The sequence below is a fragment of the Aeromonas sp. QDB62 genome (assembly GCF_027705695.1).
GTDB classification, from domain to species: Bacteria; Pseudomonadota; Gammaproteobacteria; order Enterobacterales; family Aeromonadaceae; genus Aeromonas; species Aeromonas allosaccharophila.
In genome coordinates this window covers 1-21,103 of record NZ_JAPDCD010000052.1, presented here as the reverse complement: position 1 = coordinate 21,103, position 21,103 = coordinate 1, and the positions used below count along the sequence as shown (strand labels likewise).

Sequence of the window (21,103 nt, the reverse complement as noted above, 5' to 3'; positions counted from 1 at the left end):
TCCCCCTAGAACTGAACCAGTCGATCGGCGGTGAGTGCCGCCTCGGCCAACTGGCCCAGACCGCTCAGGCAAAACGGCGCTTGCAGATTGAAGTGCGCCTGCCCTGCCCCCTTGGCCTCCTGCTCATCGAGCACACCGCGCCGCATGGCGGCGGCGACACAGACGTCGATACGGATCCCCTGCTCTTCTGCCAGCTCTCGCCACAGACGCACCAGGTCGGTCTCATCGGATGCAGGCAGGTGCAGACCGTTGCCGTTGCAGACCCCATCCTGATAGAAGAACAGGTGGGACAAGGTATGCCCCTGCGCCAACAGTGTGCGGGCAAAGCGATAGGCGGTGCTGGCCGACTGGGTGCCATAAGCAGGCCCCGTGACCAGGATGGCAAAACTCAGACTCATAGCAGGACTCCTGTGCTGACCCGGTCCATTTTACGCCAAAAACAAAAAAGCCCCTGCCAGGAGGGGCTTGCTGCGATCCGTTGATCAGAGATGGGCAATCGCCTCGACCTCGACCAGCACATCTTTCGGCAGACGGGCCACTTCCACGCAGGAGCGGGCTGGCGCGGCATCGCCAAAGTAGCGGGCATAGACCTGGTTGAAGGCAACGAAGTTGTTCATGTCGCTCAGGAAGCAGGTGGTTTTAACCACGTTGCTGGCATCGGCACCGGCAGCGTGCAACACGGCAACCAGATTCTTCATCACCCGTTCGGCCTGCTCTTCGATGCCGCCAGCCACGATTTCCATGGTGGCAGGATCGAGCGGGATCTGCCCGGAGGTGAAGATCATCTCGCCAACCTTGGTAGCCTGAACATACGGACCAATCGCGGCAGGCGCCTTGTCGGTTGCAATCACTTCTTTAGCCATTCATCTATCCCCTTCTGGAATGAGTTACTCGTTTTCGTCTTCACCCTGCTTGCGCTGTCGGATGTAAAGATAAACGGTATGTTTTGAAATATTGAGTTTGTCCGCCACCAGATTGATCGAATCCTTGATGTCGAAAATGCCCTTCTCGAACAGCTGGGTCACGATGAAGCGGTTCTTGGCATTGTTGGCCACGGTGGGATCGCGGTTGATCTCGTCGATGGTGTTATCCACCGTCTGGGCAACCAGCTCTTCCACACTGTTGGCGAAGGTCTCGGGTGACTGACGCGCCGCCTGCTGGGGCGTCGGGAAAAATTCGGCCACGAACTCGTGGAAAGGCGCGTTGATGTGCAGGTTGATGCAGATAAGCCCCACTACTTGCCGCTCGCTGTTGCGAATGGCAATGGTGCTCGACTTCATCAGCGCACCGGTGCGGCTGCGAGCGAAATAGCTCTGGGTGTAATCCTGGCCAGTGCTCTCGATATCCTTGAGCATGCGCAGGGCGAGATCGGTGATGGGCGCCCCGAGGGTGCGTCCGGTATTGAATCCGTTGGCGATCTTGATCACCGACTCGTGCAGATTTTCCAGGGAGTGGAGTACCACTTCACAATGCTTGCCGAACAGCTCGGCCAAGCCATCGATGAGCCCATCGTATGAGCGCAACAATTCCCTGTCTTCATCTGTAAAAGTGCGGCCGATCAGCTGTTCTTCGGGAAGCATCGCTTCCTCGATACCGACAGTCATGTTCTACCCCTGTAATAACCATTCAACTTTCCCGAGTTTTAAATTGCAGGGGAGTAAAGTCAACTTTTTTTGATTTTTTACTCTACAACTTTGCTCTGGATCATCCTGAAACCCGCGCGGTGCCTACCTTTGCCGAGGAATTGGCCAACAAAAAGGGCTCCTTGAAGGAGCCCTTTTTAATCACGGATGACGAGTTACTCTTCGTCGAAGCTACCGGCTGCGTTCAGCAGATCCGCCAGGTTCTGTTGAGCTTCATCAGCGGTCACCTGCGGGGTACCAACAGCACGAGCTGCGGCAGCACGCTGGTTGATCCGGCTATGGTGGTAGGCAAAGCCGGTACCAGCCGGGATCAGACGACCCACAATGACGTTCTCTTTCAGACCACGCAGTTCATCACGCTTACCACCAACGGCGGCTTCGGTCAGAACGCGAGTGGTTTCCTGGAAGGAAGCCGCAGAGATGAAGGACTCGGTGCTCAGAGATGCCTTGGTAATACCCATCAGTACATGACGGAAGGTCGCAGGGGTCTTGCCCTCGGCAACCAGCTTACGGTTGGCAATCTTCACACGAGCAACTTCAACCTGTTCGCCTTCGATCAGATCGGTATCGCCAGCGCTCAGGATCTCGCACTTGCGCAGCATCTGACGAACGATGACTTCGATGTGCTTGTCGTTGATCTTAACGCCTTGCAGACGGTAAACGTCTTGCACTTCGTTGGCGATGTAGTTGGCGACCGGGCTGATACCGCGCAGACGCAGGATGTCGTGAGCAGACTCAGGACCGTCCGCCAGCACTTCACCCTTCTCAACTTTTTCACCTTCGAACACGTTCAGGTTACGCCACTTCGGAATCATCTCTTCGTAGACGTTGCCACCATCAGTCGGGGTGATGACCAGACGGCGTTTGCCCTTGGTCTCTTTCCCGAAGGAGATGGTACCGGAGATCTCGGCCAGAATTGCCGGTTCCTTCGGTTGACGTGCTTCGAACAGATCCGCAACGCGCGGCAGACCACCGGTGATGTCCTTGGTACCGCCGGACTCTTGCGGGATACGCGCTACCGCGTCACCCACGCCCACGTTGGCACCATCTTCCAGGTTCACGATCGCCTTGCCCGGCAGGAAGTACTGGGCGGCTACATCGGTACCCGGGATCATCACGTCTTTGCCGTTCAGGTCGACCAGTTTAACGGTCGGACGCATCTCTTTACCGGCACTCGGACGCTCGTTGACATCCAGTACGACGATAGAAGAGAGACCGGTCAGCTCGTCGGTCTGACGAGTGATGGTCACGCCATCGATCATGTGTTCGAACTGCAGGCGACCTGCCACTTCGGTGATGATCGGGTGGGTGTGCGGATCCCAGTTGGCAACGGTCTCGCCAGCGTTCACAGCCTGGCCGTCCTTCACTTCCAGCACGGAACCGTAAGGCAGCTTGTGGCTTTCCTTGGTACGGCCCATGTCGTCCATGATGGTCAGTTCGGTAGAACGGGAGGTGATAACCAGTTTGTCATCGCTGTTGTGAACGAACTTGGCGTTCTGCAGCTTGATGGTACCGGTGTTCTTGACCTGGATGCTGTTCTCGGCAGCAGCACGGGATGCCGCACCACCGATGTGGAACGTACGCATCGTCAGCTGGGTACCCGGCTCACCGATGGACTGGGCGGCGATAACACCGACAGCCTCACCTTTGTTAACCAGGTGACCACGGGCCAGATCACGGCCGTAGCAGTGAGCACAGTTACCGAAGTCAGTTTCACAGGTGATGGCAGAACGTACCTTCACGCGGTCAACAGAGTTTTGCTCCAGCAGGTCACACAGCTGCTCGTCGAGCAGGGTGTTACGTGCTACCAGCACCTCATCTTCAGTACCCGGCTTGATCACGTCATCGGCAACCACACGGCCCAGCACGCGCTCACGCAGCGGTTCGACAACGTCGCCACCTTCGATCAGCGGAGTCATCCACAGACCTTCGGTAGTGCCGCAATCGTCCTCGGTGATCACCATGTCTTGTGCCACGTCTACCAGACGACGAGTCAGGTAACCGGAGTTAGCCGTCTTCAGTGCGGTATCCGCCAGACCCTTACGAGCACCGTGAGTGGAGATAAAGTACTGCAATACGTTCAGACCTTCGCGGAAGTTCGCGACGATCGGCGTCTCGATGATGGAGCCATCCGGCTTGGCCATCAGGCCACGCATACCGGCCAGCTGACGGATCTGGGCGGCGGAACCACGCGCACCAGAGTCGGCCATCATAAAGATGCTGTTGAACGATGCCTGCTCTTCTTCTTCACCCAGCGAGTTGACGTTACGCTCTTTGGACAAGTTCTCCATCATGGCCTTGGAGACGAGCTCGTTGGCGCTGGCCCAGATATCGATAACCTTGTTGTAACGTTCGCCCGCAGTCACCAGACCGGACAGGAACTGGTCCTGGATCTCGGCAACTTCGGCTTCGGCTGCCGCAATGATGTCTTTCTTGGCATCCGGGATGACCATGTCATCGATACCAACGGAAGCACCGGACAGGGCCGCATAGTGGAAACCGGTATACATCAGCTGGTCAGCGAAGATAACGGTGTCCTTCAGGCCCTGCTTGCGATAGCAGGTGTTCAGCAGACGGGAGATGAGCTTTTTGCCCAGCGCCTTGTTGGATACGGATTTGATCCAGTTCTGCGGATTGGCATCCAGGTCAGCCTGCTCTGCAGCAGTCAGCACCTTCGGCTCGTCGATCAGGGCGTATTCCATGCCTTTCGGCAGGATCAGGCTCAGGATCGCACGACCAACGGTGGTGTTCTTCATCTCGGTGTGTTCACGCAGAGAACCGTCTTCCTGACGCAGGTATTCGGTAATGCGTACTTTCACACGAGCATGCAGATCGGCCAGACCGGCGCGATAAACTTTCTCGGCTTCTTTCGGGCCGGCCAGCACCATACCTTCGCCTTTGGCGTTGATACGGGCACGGGTCATGTAGTACAGACCCAAGACCACGTCCTGAGAAGGAACGATGATCGGCTCACCGGAGGCAGGCGACAGGATGTTGTTGGTAGACATCATCAGCGCACGCGCTTCCAGCTGGGCTTCCAGAGTCAGCGGTACGTGGACCGCCATCTGGTCACCATCGAAGTCCGCGTTATACGCAGCACAAACCAGCGGGTGCAGCTGGATTGCCTTGCCTTCGACCAGAGTCGGTTCGAATGCCTGGATACCCAGACGGTGCAGGGTCGGTGCACGGTTCAGCAGCACCGGGTGCTCGCGGATCACTTCGTCCAGGATATCCCAAACGACAGCTTCCTCGCGCTCCACCATCTTCTTGGCGGCCTTGATAGTGGTCGCCAGACCGCGGGTTTCCAGCTTGCCATAGATGAACGGCTTGAACAGTTCCAGCGCCATTTTCTTCGGCAGACCGCACTGATGCAGGCGCAGGGTCGGGCCTACGGTGATAACGGAACGACCGGAGTAGTCGACCCGTTTACCCAGCAGGTTTTGACGGAAACGACCTTGCTTACCCTTGATCATGTCGGCCAAGGATTTCAGCGGGCGCTTGTTGGAACCGGTGATGGCACGACCGCGACGGCCGTTATCCAGCAGCGCATCGACGGACTCTTGCAGCATACGCTTTTCGTTGCGCACGATGATGTCCGGAGCAGCCAGATCCAGCAGACGCTTCAAGCGGTTGTTACGGTTGATCACGCGACGGTACAGATCGTTCAGATCGGAAGTCGCGAAACGGCCGCCGTCCAGTGGTACCAGCGGACGCAGGTCCGGCGGCAGCACAGGCAGCACTGTCATGATCATCCACTCCGGCTTGTTGCCGGACTGCAGGAAAGCTTCCATCAGCTTCAGACGCTTGGTGGTCTTCTTGCGCTTGGTCTCGGAGTTGGTTTGATCCAGCTCCTCACGCATGGTTTTGACTTCACCTTCCAGATCGATGGCGCGCAGCAATGCCAGGATTGCTTCGGCACCCATCTTGGCGTCAAATTCGTCGCCCCACTCTTCCAGCGCATCCAGGTACTGCTCTTCAGAGAGCATCTGGCTACGTTCGAGGTTGGTCATGCCCGGCTCGATTACCACGAAAGATTCGAAGTAAAGCACGCGCTCGATGTCGCGCAGGGTCATGTCCAGCAGCAGACCGATACGGGACGGCAGGGACTTCAGGAACCAGATGTGGGCAGTCGGGCTGGCCAGCTCGATGTGGCCCATACGCTCACGACGGACCTTGGTCTGGGTCACTTCAACGCCGCACTTCTCACAGATCACACCACGGTGTTTCAGGCGCTTGTACTTGCCGCACAGACACTCGTAGTCCTTCACCGGTCCGAAGATGCGGGCGCAGAACAGACCATCACGTTCCGGCTTGAAAGTCCGGTAGTTGATGGTCTCAGGCTTTTTGACCTCACCGAATGACCAGGAGCGGATCATGTCAGGAGAGGCCAGACCGATCTTGATACTGTCAAACTCTTCGGTCTTGGTCTGAGCCTTCAAAAACTTGAGTAAGTCTTTCACGTGTTTCCCCTGTCAGGAGTCTAACCTCGGCGCCCCGGCTGCCAAAACAGCGGGGCGCCCACGTCAATTCTCGAACAATAAGAGCGAGCTCTTACTCTTCGTCCAGCTCGATGTTGATACCCAGAGAGCGGATTTCCTTCAGCAATACGTTGAAGGATTCGGGCATGCCCGGCTCCATACGGTGGTCGCCATCCACGATGTTCTTATACATCTTGGTACGGCCATTCACATCGTCAGACTTGACGGTCAGCATTTCCTGCAGGGTATATGCCGCACCGTAAGCCTCCAGGGCCCACACTTCCATCTCACCGAAACGCTGACCACCGAACTGAGCCTTACCACCCAGCGGCTGCTGGGTAACCAGGCTGTAAGAACCGGTAGAACGCGCGTGCATCTTGTCGTCGACCAAGTGGTTCAACTTCAGCATGTACATGTAACCAACGGTTACTTTACGCTCGAAGCGGTTACCGGTACGGCCATCGAACAAGTCAATCTGACCGGATTCCGGCAGGTCGGCCAGCTTCAGCAGGGCTTTGATTTCGCGCTCTTTGGCACCATCAAACACTGGAGTAGCAACCGGCAGACCCTTACGCAGGTTACCCACCAGGATACGTACGTCGTCGTCAGACAGTTCGGCGATGTTCACTTGCTGGGTGTCCTTCTCGCCCAGGTCATAGACCTGTTGCAGGAAGTTGCGCATCTCGTACAGCTCGCGCTGCTCTTTGACCATGCGATCGATCTTCTCGCCGATACCCTTGGCCGCAAGGCCCAGGTGCACTTCGAGGATCTGACCGATGTTCATACGGGATGGTACACCCAACGGGTTCAGTACGATGTCGACCGGACGGCCGAACTCGTCATGGGGCATATCCTCGACCGGACAGATCTTGGAGATAACACCCTTGTTACCGTGACGGCCCGCCATCTTGTCACCCGGCTGGATGCGACGCTTGACTGCCAGATAAACCTTGACGATTTTCAGTACGCCCGGCGCCAGATCATCACCCTGGATAATCTTGCGACGCTTGTTCTCGAATTTCTTGTCGAACTCGGCTTTCAGCTCAACGTGCTGTTCAGCGATCTGTTCCAGTTCGGTCTGCTTGCCTTCGTCTTCGATGGCCAGTTCAAACCACTTGGAGCGATCGAGCTTGTTCAGACGATCTTCGCTGTAACCGGCGGCCAGCAGCAGGTTGCGGGAGCGGCCGAAAATGCCGTCTTCCAGGATCTTGAACTCTTCGGTCAAGTCCTTCTTCGCTTCCTTCAGCTGCATCTCTTCGATTTCTTTGGCACGCTTGTCTTTTTCCACGCCATCGCGGGTAAAGACTTGCACGTCAACCACGGTACCGTACACACCGTTCGGTACACGCAGGGAGGAGTCCTTCACATCGGAGGCCTTCTCACCGAAGATGGCGCGCAGCAGCTTCTCTTCCGGCGTCAGCTGGGTTTCACCTTTCGGCGTTACCTTACCGACCAGAATGTCGCCGCCCTTCACTTCGGCACCCACGTAGACGATACCGGACTCGTCCAGCTTGGACAGAGCGGCTTCACCCACGTTCGGGATGTCAGCAGTGATCTCTTCCGGACCCAGCTTGGTGTCACGGGAGATACAGGCCAGTTCCTGGATATGGATGGTGGTCAGGCGATCTTCCTGAACAACACGCTCGTTCACCAGGATCGAGTCTTCAAAGTTGTAACCGTTCCACGGCATGAACGCGACGCGCATGTTCTGACCCAGTGCCAGTTCACCCAGATCGGTGGACGGGCCGTCAGCCAGTACGTCGCCAGCCATCACCGGCTCACCCAACATCACGCAAGGACGCTGGTTGATACAGGTGTTCTGGTTGGAACGGGTGTATTTGGTCAGGTTGTAGATGTCGATACCGGCTTCGCCTGGCATCAGCTCATCTTCATTGACCTTCAGGACGATACGGGAGGCATCGACATAGTCGATTACGCCGCCACGCTTGGCCACTACGGTTACACCGGAGTCAACGGCCACAGCGCGTTCCATACCGGTACCTACCAGCGGCTTGTCAGCACGCAGAGTCGGTACAGCCTGACGTTGCATGTTTGAACCCATCAATGCGCGGTTCGCGTCATCGTGTTCCAGGAACGGGATCAGAGCCGCTGCCACAGATACGATCTGCTGCGGGCTCACGTCCATATACTGGATCTGGTCGGCGTTCATAAAGGTGGATTCACCTTTATGACGGCACGGGATCAATTCATCTTTCAGACGGCCATCTTCGGTGGTCGCGGCGTTAGCCTGTGCGATCACGTACTTGCCTTCTTCGATAGCAGACAGGTAGTCCACTTCGTCGGTGATCACACCGTCAATGACCTTGCGATACGGGGTCTCGAGGAAACCGTACTCGTTGGTACGAGAGTACACGGACAGCGAGTTGATCAGACCGATGTTCGGACCTTCAGGAGTCTCGATAGGGCACAGACGACCGTAGTGAGTCGGGTGTACGTCTCGGACTTCAAAGCCGGCACGCTCACGAGTCAAACCGCCCGGGCCCAGCGCGGAAATACGACGCTTGTGGGTCACTTCGGAGAGCGGGTTGTTCTGGTCCATAAACTGGGACAGCTGACTGGAACCAAAGAACTCTTTGACTGCGGCGGAGATCGGCTTGGCGTTGATCAGATCCTGCGGCATCAGGGTGTCCAGGTCGCCCAGGGAGAGACGCTCCTTGACCGCACGCTCGACACGCACCAGACCGACGCGGAACTGGTTCTCGGCCATTTCACCGACAGAACGGATACGACGGTTACCCAGGTGGTCGATATCGTCCACTTCGTCGTTGCCGTTACGGATGTCGATCAGGCGCTTCATGACTTCAACGATGTCGTCTTTGGTCAGTACGCCAGCGCCAGTCTCGTCTTCACGACCCAGACGGCGGTTGAACTTCATCCGACCTACGGTAGACAGGTCGTAACGCTCGGCGGAGAAGAACAGGTTTTCGAACAGCTGTTCTGCAGCTTCGCGAGTAGGCGGCTCGCCCGGACGCATCATGCGATAGATCTCGACCAGCGCTTCCAAACGGTTGGAGCTGGAGTCGACACGCAGGGTCTCGGACATGTAGGCACCGTGATCCAGTTCGTTGGTGAACAGAACCTCGAAGTGCTTGAAGCCGGCTTGGGACAGGTTGGCGATCGCTTCCAGGCTCAGTGCCTGGTTGGCGGTCACGACCATCTCGCCAGTTTGCGGATGTGCGTAGTCCTTGGCAGCAACTTTGCCAACAACATACTCAACCGGTACCTCAATCTGGGTAACGGCATCTTTTTCCAACTGACGGATGTGACGCGCAGTCACACGACGACCGGTCTCAACCACCACGGCGCCATTGGCCACGATGTCAAAGGTCGCAGTTTCACCACGCAGACGCTCTGGCACCAAATCCATCATCAACTTGCCATCTTTTACTTCAAAACCGATGGTCTCGAAGAAGGTGGCCAGGATCTGTTCGGAAGTGAAGTCCAGAGCGCGCAGAATAATGGATGCTGGCAGTTTGCGACGACGGTCGATACGGACAAACAGGTTGTCTTTTGCATCGAACTCGAAGTCCAGCCAGGAGCCACGGTAGGGGATAACGCGAGCGTTATACAGTACCTTACCGGATGAATGAGTTTTGCCTTTATCGTGGTCGAAGAAGACGCCCGGGCTGCGGTGCAGCTGGGAGACGATAACCCGCTCGGTACCATTGATAACAAAGGTGCCGTTCTCGGTCATGAGCGGAATTTCGCCCATGTATACTTCTTGTTCCTTGATGTCTTTGACGGTGCCGGCAGCTGCTTCACGATCGTACAGAACCATACGAAGCTTGACACGCAGCGGCGCGGAGTAGGTCACTCCACGGATCTGGCATTCTTTTACGTCAAATACCGGCTCACCCAGGCGATAGCTGACATACTGAAGCTCAGCACTACCGGAGTAACTGGTGATCGGGAAAACGCTACGGAAAGCGGCCTCTAGGCCATATTCACCTTCCGGGTCAGCCTCGATGAACTGCTTGAAGGAGTCCAGCTGAATGGACAACAGATAAGGCGTGTCCAGTACCTGGTCTCGCTTACCGAAGTCCTTACGAATGCGTTTTTTTTCGGTATAAGAGTAAACCATAGGGTTCCTCAGCTCGCTGATAAGTGACCCACTCTGTCCCGCAGGACAGCTCTGTCTCAACACCGTTTTGTGTTGGCCCGGACGAATGGAAACAGTCCGGATTGCTGGTGCACCGAGAGTCGTAAACGGTGTGAAATGCTCTCAGTCTACAGCGCAAAAAGGCTGGTGAACAAATATTCACCAGCCCTAGCCTGTTTTATCAGGCTAATCTACATAAATGCAGATTATTTGATCTCAACAGAAGCACCAGCTTCTTCAAGCTGCTTCTTCAGAGCTTCAGCTTCGTCCTTGGACACGCCTTCTTTCAGGTTAGCCGGGGCAGCTTCAACCAGATCTTTGGCTTCTTTCAGGCCCAGACCGGTAGCGCCACGAACGGCTTTGATGACGGCAACTTTGTTGGCGCCAGCAGCGGTCAGAACTACGTCGAACTCGGTTTTCTCTTCTACTGCTTCAGCAGCCGGACCGGCAGCAACAGCAACAGCGGCAGAAACACCGAACTTCTCTTCCATAGCTTCGATCAGCTCAACAACTTCCATTACAGACATGGAAGCAACGGCTTCGATGATTTGGTCTTTAGTGATAGACATGACAAAAATTCCTGATGTTGAATAAACTCAAACAGCCTAGATAGGCGAGAATCAAGCAGCAGCTTGCTTCTGATCACGCACAGCAGCGATGGTACGAACCAGCTTGCCAGCAGAGGCTTCTTTCATAGTCGCCATCAACTTCGCAATCGCTTCGTCGTAGGTCGGCAGCGTGGCCAGACGATCAATTTGTGCTGCGGCGATAAACTCACCGTTAAAAGCGCCAGCCTTGATTTCGAACTTTTGGTTCGCTTTGGCAAACTCTTTGAACAGACGAGCAGCAGCGCCCGGGTGTTCGTTAGAGAAAGCAATCAAGGTAGGACCGGTAAATGCGTTGTTCAGGCACTCGAATTCGGTACCTTCAACTGCACGACGCAGCAGGGTGTTACGCACAACGCGCATGTACACACCAGCTTCGCGAGCGGTTTTACGCAGGACGGTCATCTTATCTACAGTCACACCGCGAGAATCGGCTACAACTGCAGACAGAGCGCCTTTGGCAGCTTCGTTGACTTCAGCAACAATTGCCTTTTTGTCTTCGAGTCCCAATGCCATTGGCTTAACTCCTGGATTGAATCCGGGTCTATTGACCCAGTACAGACACATCCCCCCTACCTTTACAACAGAGGGGAACGATGCGGTAGCAGGATTCCAGAAGAGAAAGAAACTTTCTCGCTGGGTTTCCGGCACCGTCTACGCAGGAAACATTAAGGCTTTGCAGCCTCCTGCGGTCTTGGACGGAGGTCGAAACCCCCAACCAATCAAGGCGCAAAATTATAGATTAAATTTTGCGCCTTGTAAAACCCATCAATTAGGCCTGAGCTTCCAGAGAAGCTTGGTCTACGGCAACACCGGCACCCATGGTGGTGGAGATGCTGACTTTCTTGATGAAGATACCTTTGGCGGAAGAGGGTTTGCCTTTTTTCAGGGCAACCAGCAGAGCTTCCAAGTTTTCTTTCAGCTGAACTTCGTCGAAAGAAACCTTACCCAGAGTGGTATGGATGATACCATTCTTGTCGTTACGGTAACGAACCTGACCGGCTTTGGCGTTCTTGACCGCTTCAGCAACGTTAGGAGTTACAGTACCAACTTTCGGGTTCGGCATCAGGCCGCGCGGGCCCAGGATTTGACCCAGTTGACCAACAACGCGCATTGCATCAGGGGATGCGATCACGACGTCGAAGTTCATCTCGCCTTTCTTAACCAGATCGGCCAGGTCATCCATACCTACCAGGTCAGCACCGGCAGCTTTAGCTGCTTCGGCGTTGGCACCTTGAGTAAATACGGCAACGCGTACATCACGACCGGTACCGTGCGGCAGTACAGTAGCACCACGTACGTTTTGGTCAGATTTACGAGCGTCGATACCCAGGTTGACAGCAACGTCAACGCTTTCAACGAACTTGGCGGTAGCCAGTTCTTTCAGCAGGGCAATGGCTTCGTTGATGGAGTACTCTTTGGTACCGTCAACTTTTTCGCGAATAACGCGCATACGCTTGGAAAGTTTAGCCATTGTCTTAATCCTCCACTACCAGACCCATGGAACGAGCGGAGCCTGCGATGCAACGTACTTTTGCATCCAGATCGGCACCGGTCATATCCGGTTCTTTGGTCTTGGCGATTTCTTGCAGCTGGGCTACGGTCACCTTACCAACCTTGTCTTTGTTCGGCTTGGCAGAACCAGACTTGATACCAGCAGCTTTCTTCAGCAGGAAGGAAGCAGGCGGAGTCTTGGTTTCGAAGGTGAAGGAACGGTCACTGTAAACGGTGATCACGACCGGAGTCGGTGAACCTTTTTCCAGCTTCTCTGTACGAGCGTTGAACGCCTTACAGAATTCCATGATGTTCACACCGTGTTGACCCAGTGCAGGACCAACGGGAGGAGACGGGTTGGCTGCACCAGCAGCAACCTGCAGCTTGATATAAGCTGTGACTTTCTTAGCCATTAGGAAATTACCTCAAAAATGGGTTCTAGCGCCTCGGAGACTTGCTCCTGCAAACGGCTCCCCAACTAATAAAGGGGCAGCGAATTATAGAGATAATCGCTGCCCCTGACAACCGTTAAACGTACAGAATTCAATCAGCCCTTTTCGACCTGACCAAAATCCAGTTCAACAGGAGTAGAACGACCGAAGATCAGTACAGAGACCTTCACGCGGCTCTTCTCATAATCGACCTCTTCAACGGTACCGTTGAAGTCGGCAAACGGACCATCGGCAACCCGCACCATTTCACCCGGTTCAAACAGGGTTTTCGGACGCGGCTTGTCGTGGGCATCCTGCAGACGGTTCAGGATGGCATCGGCCTCTTTGTCGGAGATCGGTGCCGGACGGTCGGAAGTACCGCCGATGAAGCCCATTACGCGTGGCACGTTACGCACCAGGTGCCATGTGGTTTCATCCATCATCATCTGGACCAGGACATAACCCGGGAAAAACTTGCGCTCACTCTTGCGCTTCTGGCCAGCACGCATCTCGACCACTTCTTCGGTCGGGACCAGTACTTCACCGAACATGTCTTCCATGCCATGCATCTTGATATGCTCGCGCAGGGACTTGGCTACACGGCCTTCATAGCCGGAAAAAGCCTGCACGACATACCATCTCATACGTTGTTCACGTTGTTCAGTCATGGCTTATCCTTACACACCGGTAATCAGGTTGACCAACCAGACCAAGGCACCGTCCAGAACGAACAGCAGCAGCCCCATCACGGCGGTCACCGCCAGCACAATCAGGGTTGTCTGAATGGCTTCCTGACGGGTCGGCCATACGACCTTGCGGACTTCCAGGCGAGACTCACGGGCAAATGCCAGTGTTGCCTTTCCCTTGGTGGTTTGCAGGGCTACTGCACCGGCAGCAGCAATGACAACGACCACACCCAGGGCGCGGACGGCAGCGACAACATCGTTGAGCAGGTAATTACCCACTACAGCGGCCGCCAGGATAATGAAAACCAGGCCCCAAAGCAGGGTATCCTTGCTTCCGCCCTGGCTCTCAGAACTAACACTCATACAACCCACCTGTATCTGACGTAACCAAAGACACAAAAGCCCCGTACGAGACGAGGTATATGGCAGGGGCGGCAGGACTCGAACCCGCAACCATCGGTTTTGGAGACCGCTGTTCTACCAATTCGAACTACGCCCCTACACAAGAAAGCCCCTATTATAGGGGCTTTGCTTTATTTATGTAAGCCAAAGATTAAGCGATTACGCTGGCTACAACACCGGCACCTACGGTACGGCCACCTTCACGGATAGCGAAACGCAGGCCGTCGTCCATTGCGATCGGGGCAATCAGGGTAACAACCATTTTGATGTTGTCGCCTGGCATTACCATTTCAACGCCTTCCGGCAGTTCGATGGTACCGGTCACGTCGGTAGTACGGAAGTAGAACTGCGGACGGTAGCCTTTGAAGAACGGGGTATGACGACCACCTTCTTCTTTGGACAGTACGTACACTTCAGATTCAAACTTGGTGTGCGGCTTGATTGAACCCGGCTTGGCCAGTACTTGACCACGTTCTACGTCTTCACGCTTCACGCCACGCAGCAGTGCGCCGATGTTCTCGCCTGCACGACCTTCGTCCAGCAGCTTACGGAACATTTCAACACCGGTACAGGTGGTAGAAACGGTATCTTTGATACCAACGATTTCTACAGTCTCACCGACTTTAACGATACCGCGCTCTACACGACCGGTAACTACGGTACCACGGCCAGCGATAGAGAATACGTCTTCGATAGGCATCAGGAACGGCAGGTCAATTGCGCGCTCCGGCTCCGGGATGTAGGTATCCAGGTGGTGAGCCAGCTCGATGATCTTCTCTTCCCATGCAGCATCGCCTTCCAGCGCTTTCAGCGCGGAACCACGAACTACCGGCAGGTCATCACCCGGGAAGTCATATTCGGTCAGCAGTTCACGAACTTCCATCTCGACCAGTTCGAGCAGCTCTTCGTCATCAACCATGTCACACTTGTTCATGAACACGATCATGTACGGAATACCAACCTGACGACCCAGCAGGATGTGCTCACGAGTCTGCGGCATCGGGCCGTCAGTCGCTGCTACTACCAGGATCGCGCCATCCATCTGGGCAGCACCGGTGATCATGTTTTTAACGTAGTCGGCGTGACCCGGGCAATCTACGTGAGCGTAGTGACGGGTAGCGGTGTCGTATTCTACGTGGGAGGTGTTGATGGTGATACCACGCTCACGCTCTTCCGGTGCCTTGTCGATCTGGTCGAAGGCGAAAGCTTTACCACCGAAGTGCTTGGCCAGCACGTTGGTGATAGCTGCAGTCAGGGTGGTTTTACCGTGGTCAACGTGGCCGATGGTACCCACGTTAACGTGCGGTTTATTACGCTCAAATTTTTCTTTAGACATGATCGTCCCTCTAAACTAACGCTGAGTACGCGGTGGCAAGCTAACCACAGAACAGTTTATATGATGGATTTGAATCTGGTGGGGAAGAGAGGCTGGTGCTGACAGGCAGATTCGACTGCCGACCTCACCCGAGGGTGTAGCTCTTGGTATCGCTTGAGCCATATCAGCATCTTGGAGCGGGCAGCGGGAATCGAACCCGCATCATCAGCTTGGAAGGCTGAGGTAATAGCCATTATACGATGCCCGCATTTCTCTAACCCAAAGAACTCAAACCGCAGAGAAATATGGTGGAGGGAGAAGGATTCGAACCTTCGAAGGCAGAGCCGTCAGATTTACAGTCTGATCCCTTTGGCCGCTCGGGAACCCCTCCAGACGCCAGATTGTCACAACGGTAATTCTGCTTGCACCCGTTGTTTTTATCGCTTTTGCACGGCAAATAGACGACAGACAGTCAAGCGTCGCGCATTTTATTGTAAGGTTTTGGGGGATGCAACCATTGAACCCGGCAAAATATGCTTTATTGCCGGGAAGTTTGCAAAAAAGCGGGGGCAAACAAGCCAATCCTGCTGCGTCCCTTGTCGCTCCCCCCCCCTTGGTGTATGGTCGCCGTGCCCAAGAAACAGTGATGACACCATGACGACAGAGCATAACCCCTATCTGCAATTCACCCGCGATCAATGGGCGTTATTGCGCGATTCGGTCCCCCTGACCCTGACCGAACACGATCTGCAGACCCTGCGCGGGATCAACGAGAAGGTGTCATTGCGGGAAGTGGAAGAGATCTACCTGCCCCTCTCCCGCCTGCTCAATCTCTATGTCAAAGCCAAGCAACGTCGCAGCCGGGTACTGGAGCAGTTCCTCGGTCAGTCCCGCGGCAAGGGTACCTATATCATCAGCATTGCTGGCAGCGTGGCGGGGGGCAAAAGCACCACGGCCCGTATTCTGCAGGCGCTGCTGGAGCGCTGGCCGGAACATCCGCGGGTAGAGCTGGTCACCACCGATGGCTTCCTCTATCCCAACAAGGTACTGGAAGAGCGCGGCCTGATGCGCCGCAAGGGATTCCCGGAATCCTACGACATCCGCCATCTGGTGGAGTTTGTCGCCAATATCCGCGCCGGTCACGAGAAGGTCGAAGCGCCGGTCTACTCCCACCTCATCTACGACATCATTCCCGATGAGAAGAAGGTGGTGGAGCAGCCGGACATCCTGATCCTGGAAGGACTCAATGTGCTGCAAAGCGGCATGGACTACCCCCAGGAGCCCCATCGGGTCTTTGTCTCCGACTTCGTCGACTTCTCCATCTATGTGGATGCCGATGCCGAACTGCTGCGTACCTGGTATATCGAACGCTTCCTGAAATTCCGCAGCGGTGCCTTCTCGGATCCCGACTCCTACTTCCATAACTACGCCAAGCTGGCGGAGAGTGAGGCGACCCGGATCGCCAGCAATATCTGGCAAGACATCAACTATCTGAATTTGCAGGAAAATATCCTGCCAACTCGTGAGCGTGCCAACCTGATCATGACCAAGGGCCATGAGCACGCCATCGAGCAAATCAAGCTGCGCAAATGATGGCAGCGATTGCCGGATAACGAAGAGGGGGCCCGCAGGCCCCCTCTTCTGTTTGGCATCATCAGCGGCCTTGCTGGCCCTCAGTCGCCCCGGCGCAGGGAGAGCTCGCCCCCCAGATAGAATTTGACCCCTTCACCCGTCTCCAGGCGCAGGGCGCCGCGATCATCGATGCCACGGGCGATGCCGCGGATCTCCTGATCCCCCATCAACAGGCGCACCGGGCGACCGGCAAAGTGATCGAGCCGGTTCCAGTCATCGACAAAACTTGCCAGACCCTGCTGCTCAAAGGTGTGCAGCGCCAGCTGCAGATGGACGATCATCCGGGCCGCCAGCTGATTGCGATCCACCAGTTCCGGATTGATGTGGCGCAGCTCGGCCCAGGCCTGATCGATCTTCTCCCCTTCGCGGGCAGGCATCGCCAGATTGAGACCGATGCCGATCACCAGATGACAGCTGGCGCCAGCGCTACCGCTCATCTCCACCAGTATCCCCGCCAGCTTGCGGCCCTGATAGTAGAGGTCGTTCGGCCACTTGAGCTCGACGCCCTGATAGCCAAGGGATTCCAGCGCCTCGACCACAGCAACACCGACCGCCAGACTCAGCCCCATGGCCGCCGCCATGCCTTGTTCGAGTCGCCAGTACATGCTGAGGATCAGCTGGCAACCGAACGGCGAAATCCAGGGTTTGCCACGGCGACCGCGCCCGGCGGTCTGGCACTCGGCCAGACAACTCTCGCCGGAGCGCAGATCATTGACCCGATCCAGCAGGTGCTGATTGGTCGAGCCAATAACCGGAAAACAGTGCACCGGCGCCATCGGGGCCAGCGCTTGCAAGGTGGCCTGATCATAGAGCGCCATCGGCACCGCCAGCCGGTAGCCCTTGCCGGTCAGGCTGAACAGATCCAGCCCCAGCTCCTTGAGCGCCGCCATGTGTTTGCTCACCGCCGCCCGGCTGATGCCAAGCTGCTCGCCCAACTGTTCGCCGGAGTGAAACTGGCCGTCGCTGAGCAGGGTGATCAGGGTCTGTCTGATGGGAGTCAAGGTCATGAGAGCACCTCGTCGAGCCAGGTTTCGCCCTGCGGCCCCATGAAGCGCACCTCGTGCTCCAGTGCCACGCCAAACTTTTGTTCCACGCTATCGCGAACATGGGCCGCCAGCGCGATCAGCTCCATGGCGCTGGCGCCCCCCAGATTGACCAGCACCAGCGCCTGCTCCTGATGGACGGCGGCGCGGCCGATGGCGAAGCCTTTCAGGCCGCACTGATCGATGAGCCAGCCCGCCGCCAGCTTGGCCTGCCCTTCTCCGGCCGGATAGCAGGGCATCTGCGGATAGCGCGCCTTGAGCGACTTCGCCAGCGCCGCAGGCACCACCGGATTTTTGAAGAAACTGCCCGCATTGCCGAGCACGGCGGGATCCGGCAGTTTGGCCATGCGGGTGGCACAGACGGTATCGAAGATGGCCTGCGCAGAAGGTGTGTCACCGAGCGCCGCCAGCGGGCCATAGCCCAGCACCGGCTGCCACGCCTTGGGCAGTTTGAGCCCGACTGCGGTGATCAGGTGGGAATCCTGATACTCGTGCTTGAAGATGCTGTCGCGATAACCGAAGTGGCACTCTGCCGCCGCGATCCGCTCAATCTCGCCGCTCTGCCAGTTGAACGCCTCGACATAGGCGCAGAAGTCAGCCAGCTCTACGCCATACGCGCCAATGTTCTGCACCGGCGCCGCACCGACCGTACCGGGGATCAGCGCCAGATTCTCCAGCCCATACCAGCCCTGCAGGAGGCAGTGGCGTACCAGCTGATGCCAATCCTCACCCGCCGCCACATGCAGCAACCAGTGATCGCCACCATCTTCAGCGGCAATCCCCTTGAGCCGGTTAAGCACCACCAGACCGAGAAAATCGGTGGTGAAGAGCATGTTGCTGCCGCCGCCCAGATTGAGGCGTGGCAGCTGGTTGAGCTGCGGATCGGCACGCAGGGTCGCCAGATCGGCAACCTGCTCCACCTCGGCCAGCCAGAGGCAATAAGCATCGAGGGCAAGGGTGTTGAGCTTCAACAAGGAGGCGTTGGCATTCAGTTTCATCGGTCTATCCCGGCTTGGTGCAAGGACGCAGTCTACCTCAAGTTACCCCCTGACGAAAAACTCGGGCCCTTTGCGGGGCAATAACAGTGGTTTACAGTAGACGGCTTCAACTGTTGAGGAACAACTCATGAACAACCAGTTTGCCGTCATCGGCCTGGGCCTGTTTGGCAGCGCGTTATGTGAAGAGCTGCAACGGCAAGATGCCGAAGTGCTGGCCATCGATATCGACGAGAGCAAGACCCGTCAAATCGCCGCTCTCTGCAATCACGTCATCGTCGCTGACGCCACTGATGAGGCCACTGTCGCCGAACTGGGACTGGCCCATTTCGATATCGTCTTCGTCGCCATCGGCGACAACCTGGAGACCAGCATCCTAACCACCCTCGTCCTGAAAGAGGCGGGCGTGAAGAAGGTGTGGGTCAAGGCGCGTGACAAGTTCCACGCCAAGATCCTGCAGAAAGTGGGCGCCGACAAGGTGATCAACCCGGAGTGGGACATGGGTCGCCGGGTCGCCCAGAGCATGCTGGACAACCGGCTGTTCGACTATCTGGAGCTGGGCCACAACATGGTGCTGACCGAGTTTGTCATCGGCCTGCCGCAAAATGGCAAGGCGCTCGGGGACCTTCACCTGCTGCAGCAGAGCGATTTCCAGTTGCTCGCCATCAAGCGCGGTGAAGTGCTGCACAACGTGCTGACCGGCAAGATGGAGCTGCAACTTGGCGACATCCTGATCCTCGCGGGCAACAAGCACGCCATCGACCACTGGCTCGAAACCCTATGATCAACTGGCGCAGCAGCTACGCCTTTGCGCTGCATCGGGAGCAGGACTCCCGCTGGAGCGAGGCAAGGCTGATCCTCGGCAGCTTCCTGTTCATCCTGCTGGTTGGCACCATCTTTCTGGTGCAACCCTCCAGCCACAATGGCGAGGTCACCTTCGTCAACGCCCTGTTTACCGCCACCTCGGCCATCAGCGTGACGGGTCTTGGCGTGGTGGACACCGGCAGCGCCTTCACCCTGCAGGGGCAGATTTTCCTGCTGATGCTGATGGAGATCGGCGGACTGGGCCAGATGACAATGACCCTGTTGCTGATCGCCATCTTCAGCAAACGGGTCGGTCTGCGCCAACAGGTATTGGCCAAGGAGGCGCTGGGACAGGAGGGCTCGGTCAACATCATCCAGCTGGTCAAACGTATCGTGCTGTTCGCCTTTATTGCCCAGCTGATCGGCACCGGCATCATGGCGATCCGCTGGGTGCCCGAGATGGGGTGGGTGCACGGCCTCTATGTCAGCTTCTTCCACGCGGTATCGGCCTTTAACAACGCCGGCTTCTCGCTGTTTGCCAACAATCTCATGGACTATAGAGACGACCCCATCATCAGCCTGACCATCGCCGGTCTGCTGATCCTCGGGGGGATCGGCTTTACCGTCATCGTCGATCTGGTGCGCAACCGCCGCTGGCGCAAGCTGAAGCTGCACAGCAAGCTGATGCTGCTGATGACCCCGGCGCTGTTGCTGGCCGGTACCCTGATGTTCTGGCTGCTGGAGCACAACAACCCGGGCACCCTCGGCAAGGCAGGTTTCGGTGGCCAGCTGCTGGCGGCCTTCTTCCACTCTGCCAGTGCCCGTACCGCCGGTTTCAATACCATCGATATCGGGCTGATGACCCCGGCGGCGCTGCTGTTCCTGATGATGCTGATGTTTATCGGTGCCGGTGCGACTTCGACCGGTGGCGGTATCAAGGTGACTACCTTCGCAGTCGTGCTGCTGGCGACCAAGGCGTTTCTGACCAAACGGCCCCATGTCACCGCTTTTGGCCGCACCCTGTCACCCCAGATCGTGACCCGATCGCTGGCCATCATCATCGTCAGCACCATGGTGCTGATGCTGGCGATGTTCCTGCTGATGGTGACCGAGGATCTGCCGTTCGACAAAATCATGTTCGAGACCATCTCGGCATTTGCCACCGTCGGCCTCTCTACCGGCATCACCGCCTCCCTGAGCGAGCCGGGCAAGCTGATCCTGGTGCTGGTGATGATCTGCGGCCGTCTCGGTCCCCTGACCCTGGCCTTTATGCTGGCCCGCCCGGTCGAGACCCGCATCCGTTATCCGGAAGAGAACGTCTACACCGGCTAAGTGGAGCCAAGCCATTACCGCGATAAAAAAGAGAGAGGGGCACATGGCCCTAATGCCGATCAGTTAAGGATCCATTGACCGATCCTCCTGATGTGTAAAAATCCGAAACCTGTTGATTGGTTT

At 56.6% G+C, this 21,103-nt stretch carries 17 protein-coding genes and 3 tRNA genes; 3 read left to right on the top strand and 17 right to left on the bottom strand.

The features are described from left to right. Positions 1–5: 5 nt before the first annotated feature. From tusD to OKC27_RS19935, 15 genes are all read right to left on the bottom strand, one after another. On the bottom strand, positions 6–398 hold the full coding sequence (tusD, locus tag OKC27_RS20005) for a sulfurtransferase complex subunit TusD (RefSeq protein ID WP_075112885.1): 393 nt from the start codon (positions 396–398) through the stop codon (positions 6–8). Between the two features lie 84 nt (positions 399–482). Then, the gene (locus OKC27_RS20000; RefSeq protein ID WP_042019309.1) at positions 483–863 is read right to left on the bottom strand and encodes a RidA family protein; all 381 of its coding nucleotides are present in this window, start codon (positions 861–863) and stop codon (positions 483–485) included. A 24-nt stretch (positions 864–887) separates the two neighbouring features. Next, positions 888–1,604 carry a helix-turn-helix transcriptional regulator gene (locus tag OKC27_RS19995; RefSeq protein ID WP_058053596.1) on the bottom strand — a complete coding sequence of 239 codons (717 nt, stop codon included), beginning with the start codon at positions 1,602–1,604 and terminating at the stop codon, positions 888–890. A 194-nt stretch (positions 1,605–1,798) separates the two neighbouring features. Continuing rightward, positions 1,799–6,103, bottom strand: a complete 4,305-nt coding sequence (gene rpoC / locus OKC27_RS19990; protein WP_270806643.1) for a DNA-directed RNA polymerase subunit beta' — start codon at positions 6,101–6,103, stop codon at positions 1,799–1,801. Between the two features lie 91 nt (positions 6,104–6,194). Continuing rightward, a complete protein-coding gene (gene rpoB, locus OKC27_RS19985; protein WP_270806641.1) occupies positions 6,195–10,223 on the bottom strand; it encodes a DNA-directed RNA polymerase subunit beta in 4,029 nt (1,342 codons plus the stop codon). A gap of 224 nt (positions 10,224–10,447) precedes the next feature. Next, a complete protein-coding gene (rplL, locus tag OKC27_RS19980) occupies positions 10,448–10,810 on the bottom strand; it encodes a 50S ribosomal protein L7/L12 (RefSeq protein WP_033135318.1) in 363 nt (120 codons plus the stop codon). 51 nt (positions 10,811–10,861) lie between these two features. Further along, a complete protein-coding gene (rplJ, locus tag OKC27_RS19975; protein ID WP_033135317.1) occupies positions 10,862–11,362 on the bottom strand; it encodes a 50S ribosomal protein L10 in 501 nt (166 codons plus the stop codon). Between the two features lie 256 nt (positions 11,363–11,618). Next, positions 11,619–12,320, bottom strand: a complete 702-nt coding sequence (gene rplA / locus OKC27_RS19970; RefSeq protein WP_042058253.1) for a 50S ribosomal protein L1 — start codon at positions 12,318–12,320, stop codon at positions 11,619–11,621. 4 nt (positions 12,321–12,324) lie between these two features. Continuing rightward, positions 12,325–12,753, bottom strand: a complete 429-nt coding sequence (gene rplK, locus OKC27_RS19965) for a 50S ribosomal protein L11 (protein ID WP_026456244.1) — start codon at positions 12,751–12,753, stop codon at positions 12,325–12,327. A gap of 134 nt (positions 12,754–12,887) precedes the next feature. Then, entirely contained in the window at positions 12,888–13,439 is a 552-nt protein-coding gene (nusG, locus tag OKC27_RS19960; RefSeq protein ID WP_042058251.1) for a transcription termination/antitermination protein NusG, read from the bottom strand. A 9-nt stretch (positions 13,440–13,448) separates the two neighbouring features. Continuing rightward, positions 13,449–13,820 (bottom strand): preprotein translocase subunit SecE, encoded by a 372-nt coding sequence (gene secE / locus OKC27_RS19955; RefSeq protein ID WP_005306322.1) that lies wholly within the window; start codon positions 13,818–13,820, stop codon positions 13,449–13,451. A gap of 60 nt (positions 13,821–13,880) precedes the next feature. Continuing rightward, positions 13,881–13,957: transfer RNA gene (locus tag OKC27_RS19950), tRNA-Trp, on the bottom strand. A gap of 53 nt (positions 13,958–14,010) precedes the next feature. Continuing rightward, positions 14,011–15,195, bottom strand: a complete 1,185-nt coding sequence (gene tuf / locus OKC27_RS19945) for an elongation factor Tu (protein WP_042657281.1) — start codon at positions 15,193–15,195, stop codon at positions 14,011–14,013. Between the two features lie 172 nt (positions 15,196–15,367). Further along, a tRNA-Gly gene (locus OKC27_RS19940) sits at positions 15,368–15,442 on the bottom strand. Positions 15,443–15,480: 38 nt separating this feature from the next. After that, a tRNA-Tyr gene (locus OKC27_RS19935) sits at positions 15,481–15,565 on the bottom strand. A gap of 263 nt (positions 15,566–15,828) precedes the next feature. Between OKC27_RS19935 and coaA the strand changes: the two genes are divergently transcribed. Beyond that, positions 15,829–16,767 carry a type I pantothenate kinase gene (gene coaA / locus OKC27_RS19930; RefSeq protein WP_042063823.1) on the top strand — a complete coding sequence of 313 codons (939 nt, stop codon included), beginning with the start codon at positions 15,829–15,831 and terminating at the stop codon, positions 16,765–16,767. 80 nt (positions 16,768–16,847) lie between these two features. Here the strand turns inward: coaA and birA are convergent, their stop codons facing one another. Beyond that, entirely contained in the window at positions 16,848–17,813 is a 966-nt protein-coding gene (birA, locus tag OKC27_RS19925) for a bifunctional biotin--[acetyl-CoA-carboxylase] ligase/biotin operon repressor BirA (RefSeq protein ID WP_182938704.1), read from the bottom strand. Next, complete coding sequence (gene murB / locus OKC27_RS19920; protein ID WP_182938703.1) at positions 17,810–18,847, bottom strand: UDP-N-acetylmuramate dehydrogenase; 1,038 nt, start codon at positions 18,845–18,847, stop codon at positions 17,810–17,812. The genes birA and murB overlap by 4 nt, the downstream gene beginning before the upstream one ends. Before the next feature lie 127 nt (positions 18,848–18,974). Between murB and OKC27_RS19915 the strand changes: the two genes are divergently transcribed. Both OKC27_RS19915 and OKC27_RS19910 read left to right on the top strand, forming a co-directional pair. After that, entirely contained in the window at positions 18,975–19,628 is a 654-nt protein-coding gene (locus tag OKC27_RS19915) for a potassium channel family protein (RefSeq protein ID WP_042063820.1), read from the top strand. Continuing rightward, positions 19,625–20,980 (top strand): TrkH family potassium uptake protein, encoded by a 1,356-nt coding sequence (locus OKC27_RS19910; RefSeq protein ID WP_182938702.1) that lies wholly within the window; start codon positions 19,625–19,627, stop codon positions 20,978–20,980. Before OKC27_RS19915 ends, OKC27_RS19910 begins: the two co-directional genes overlap by 4 nt. The last annotated feature ends 123 nt before the right edge of the window (positions 20,981–21,103 follow it).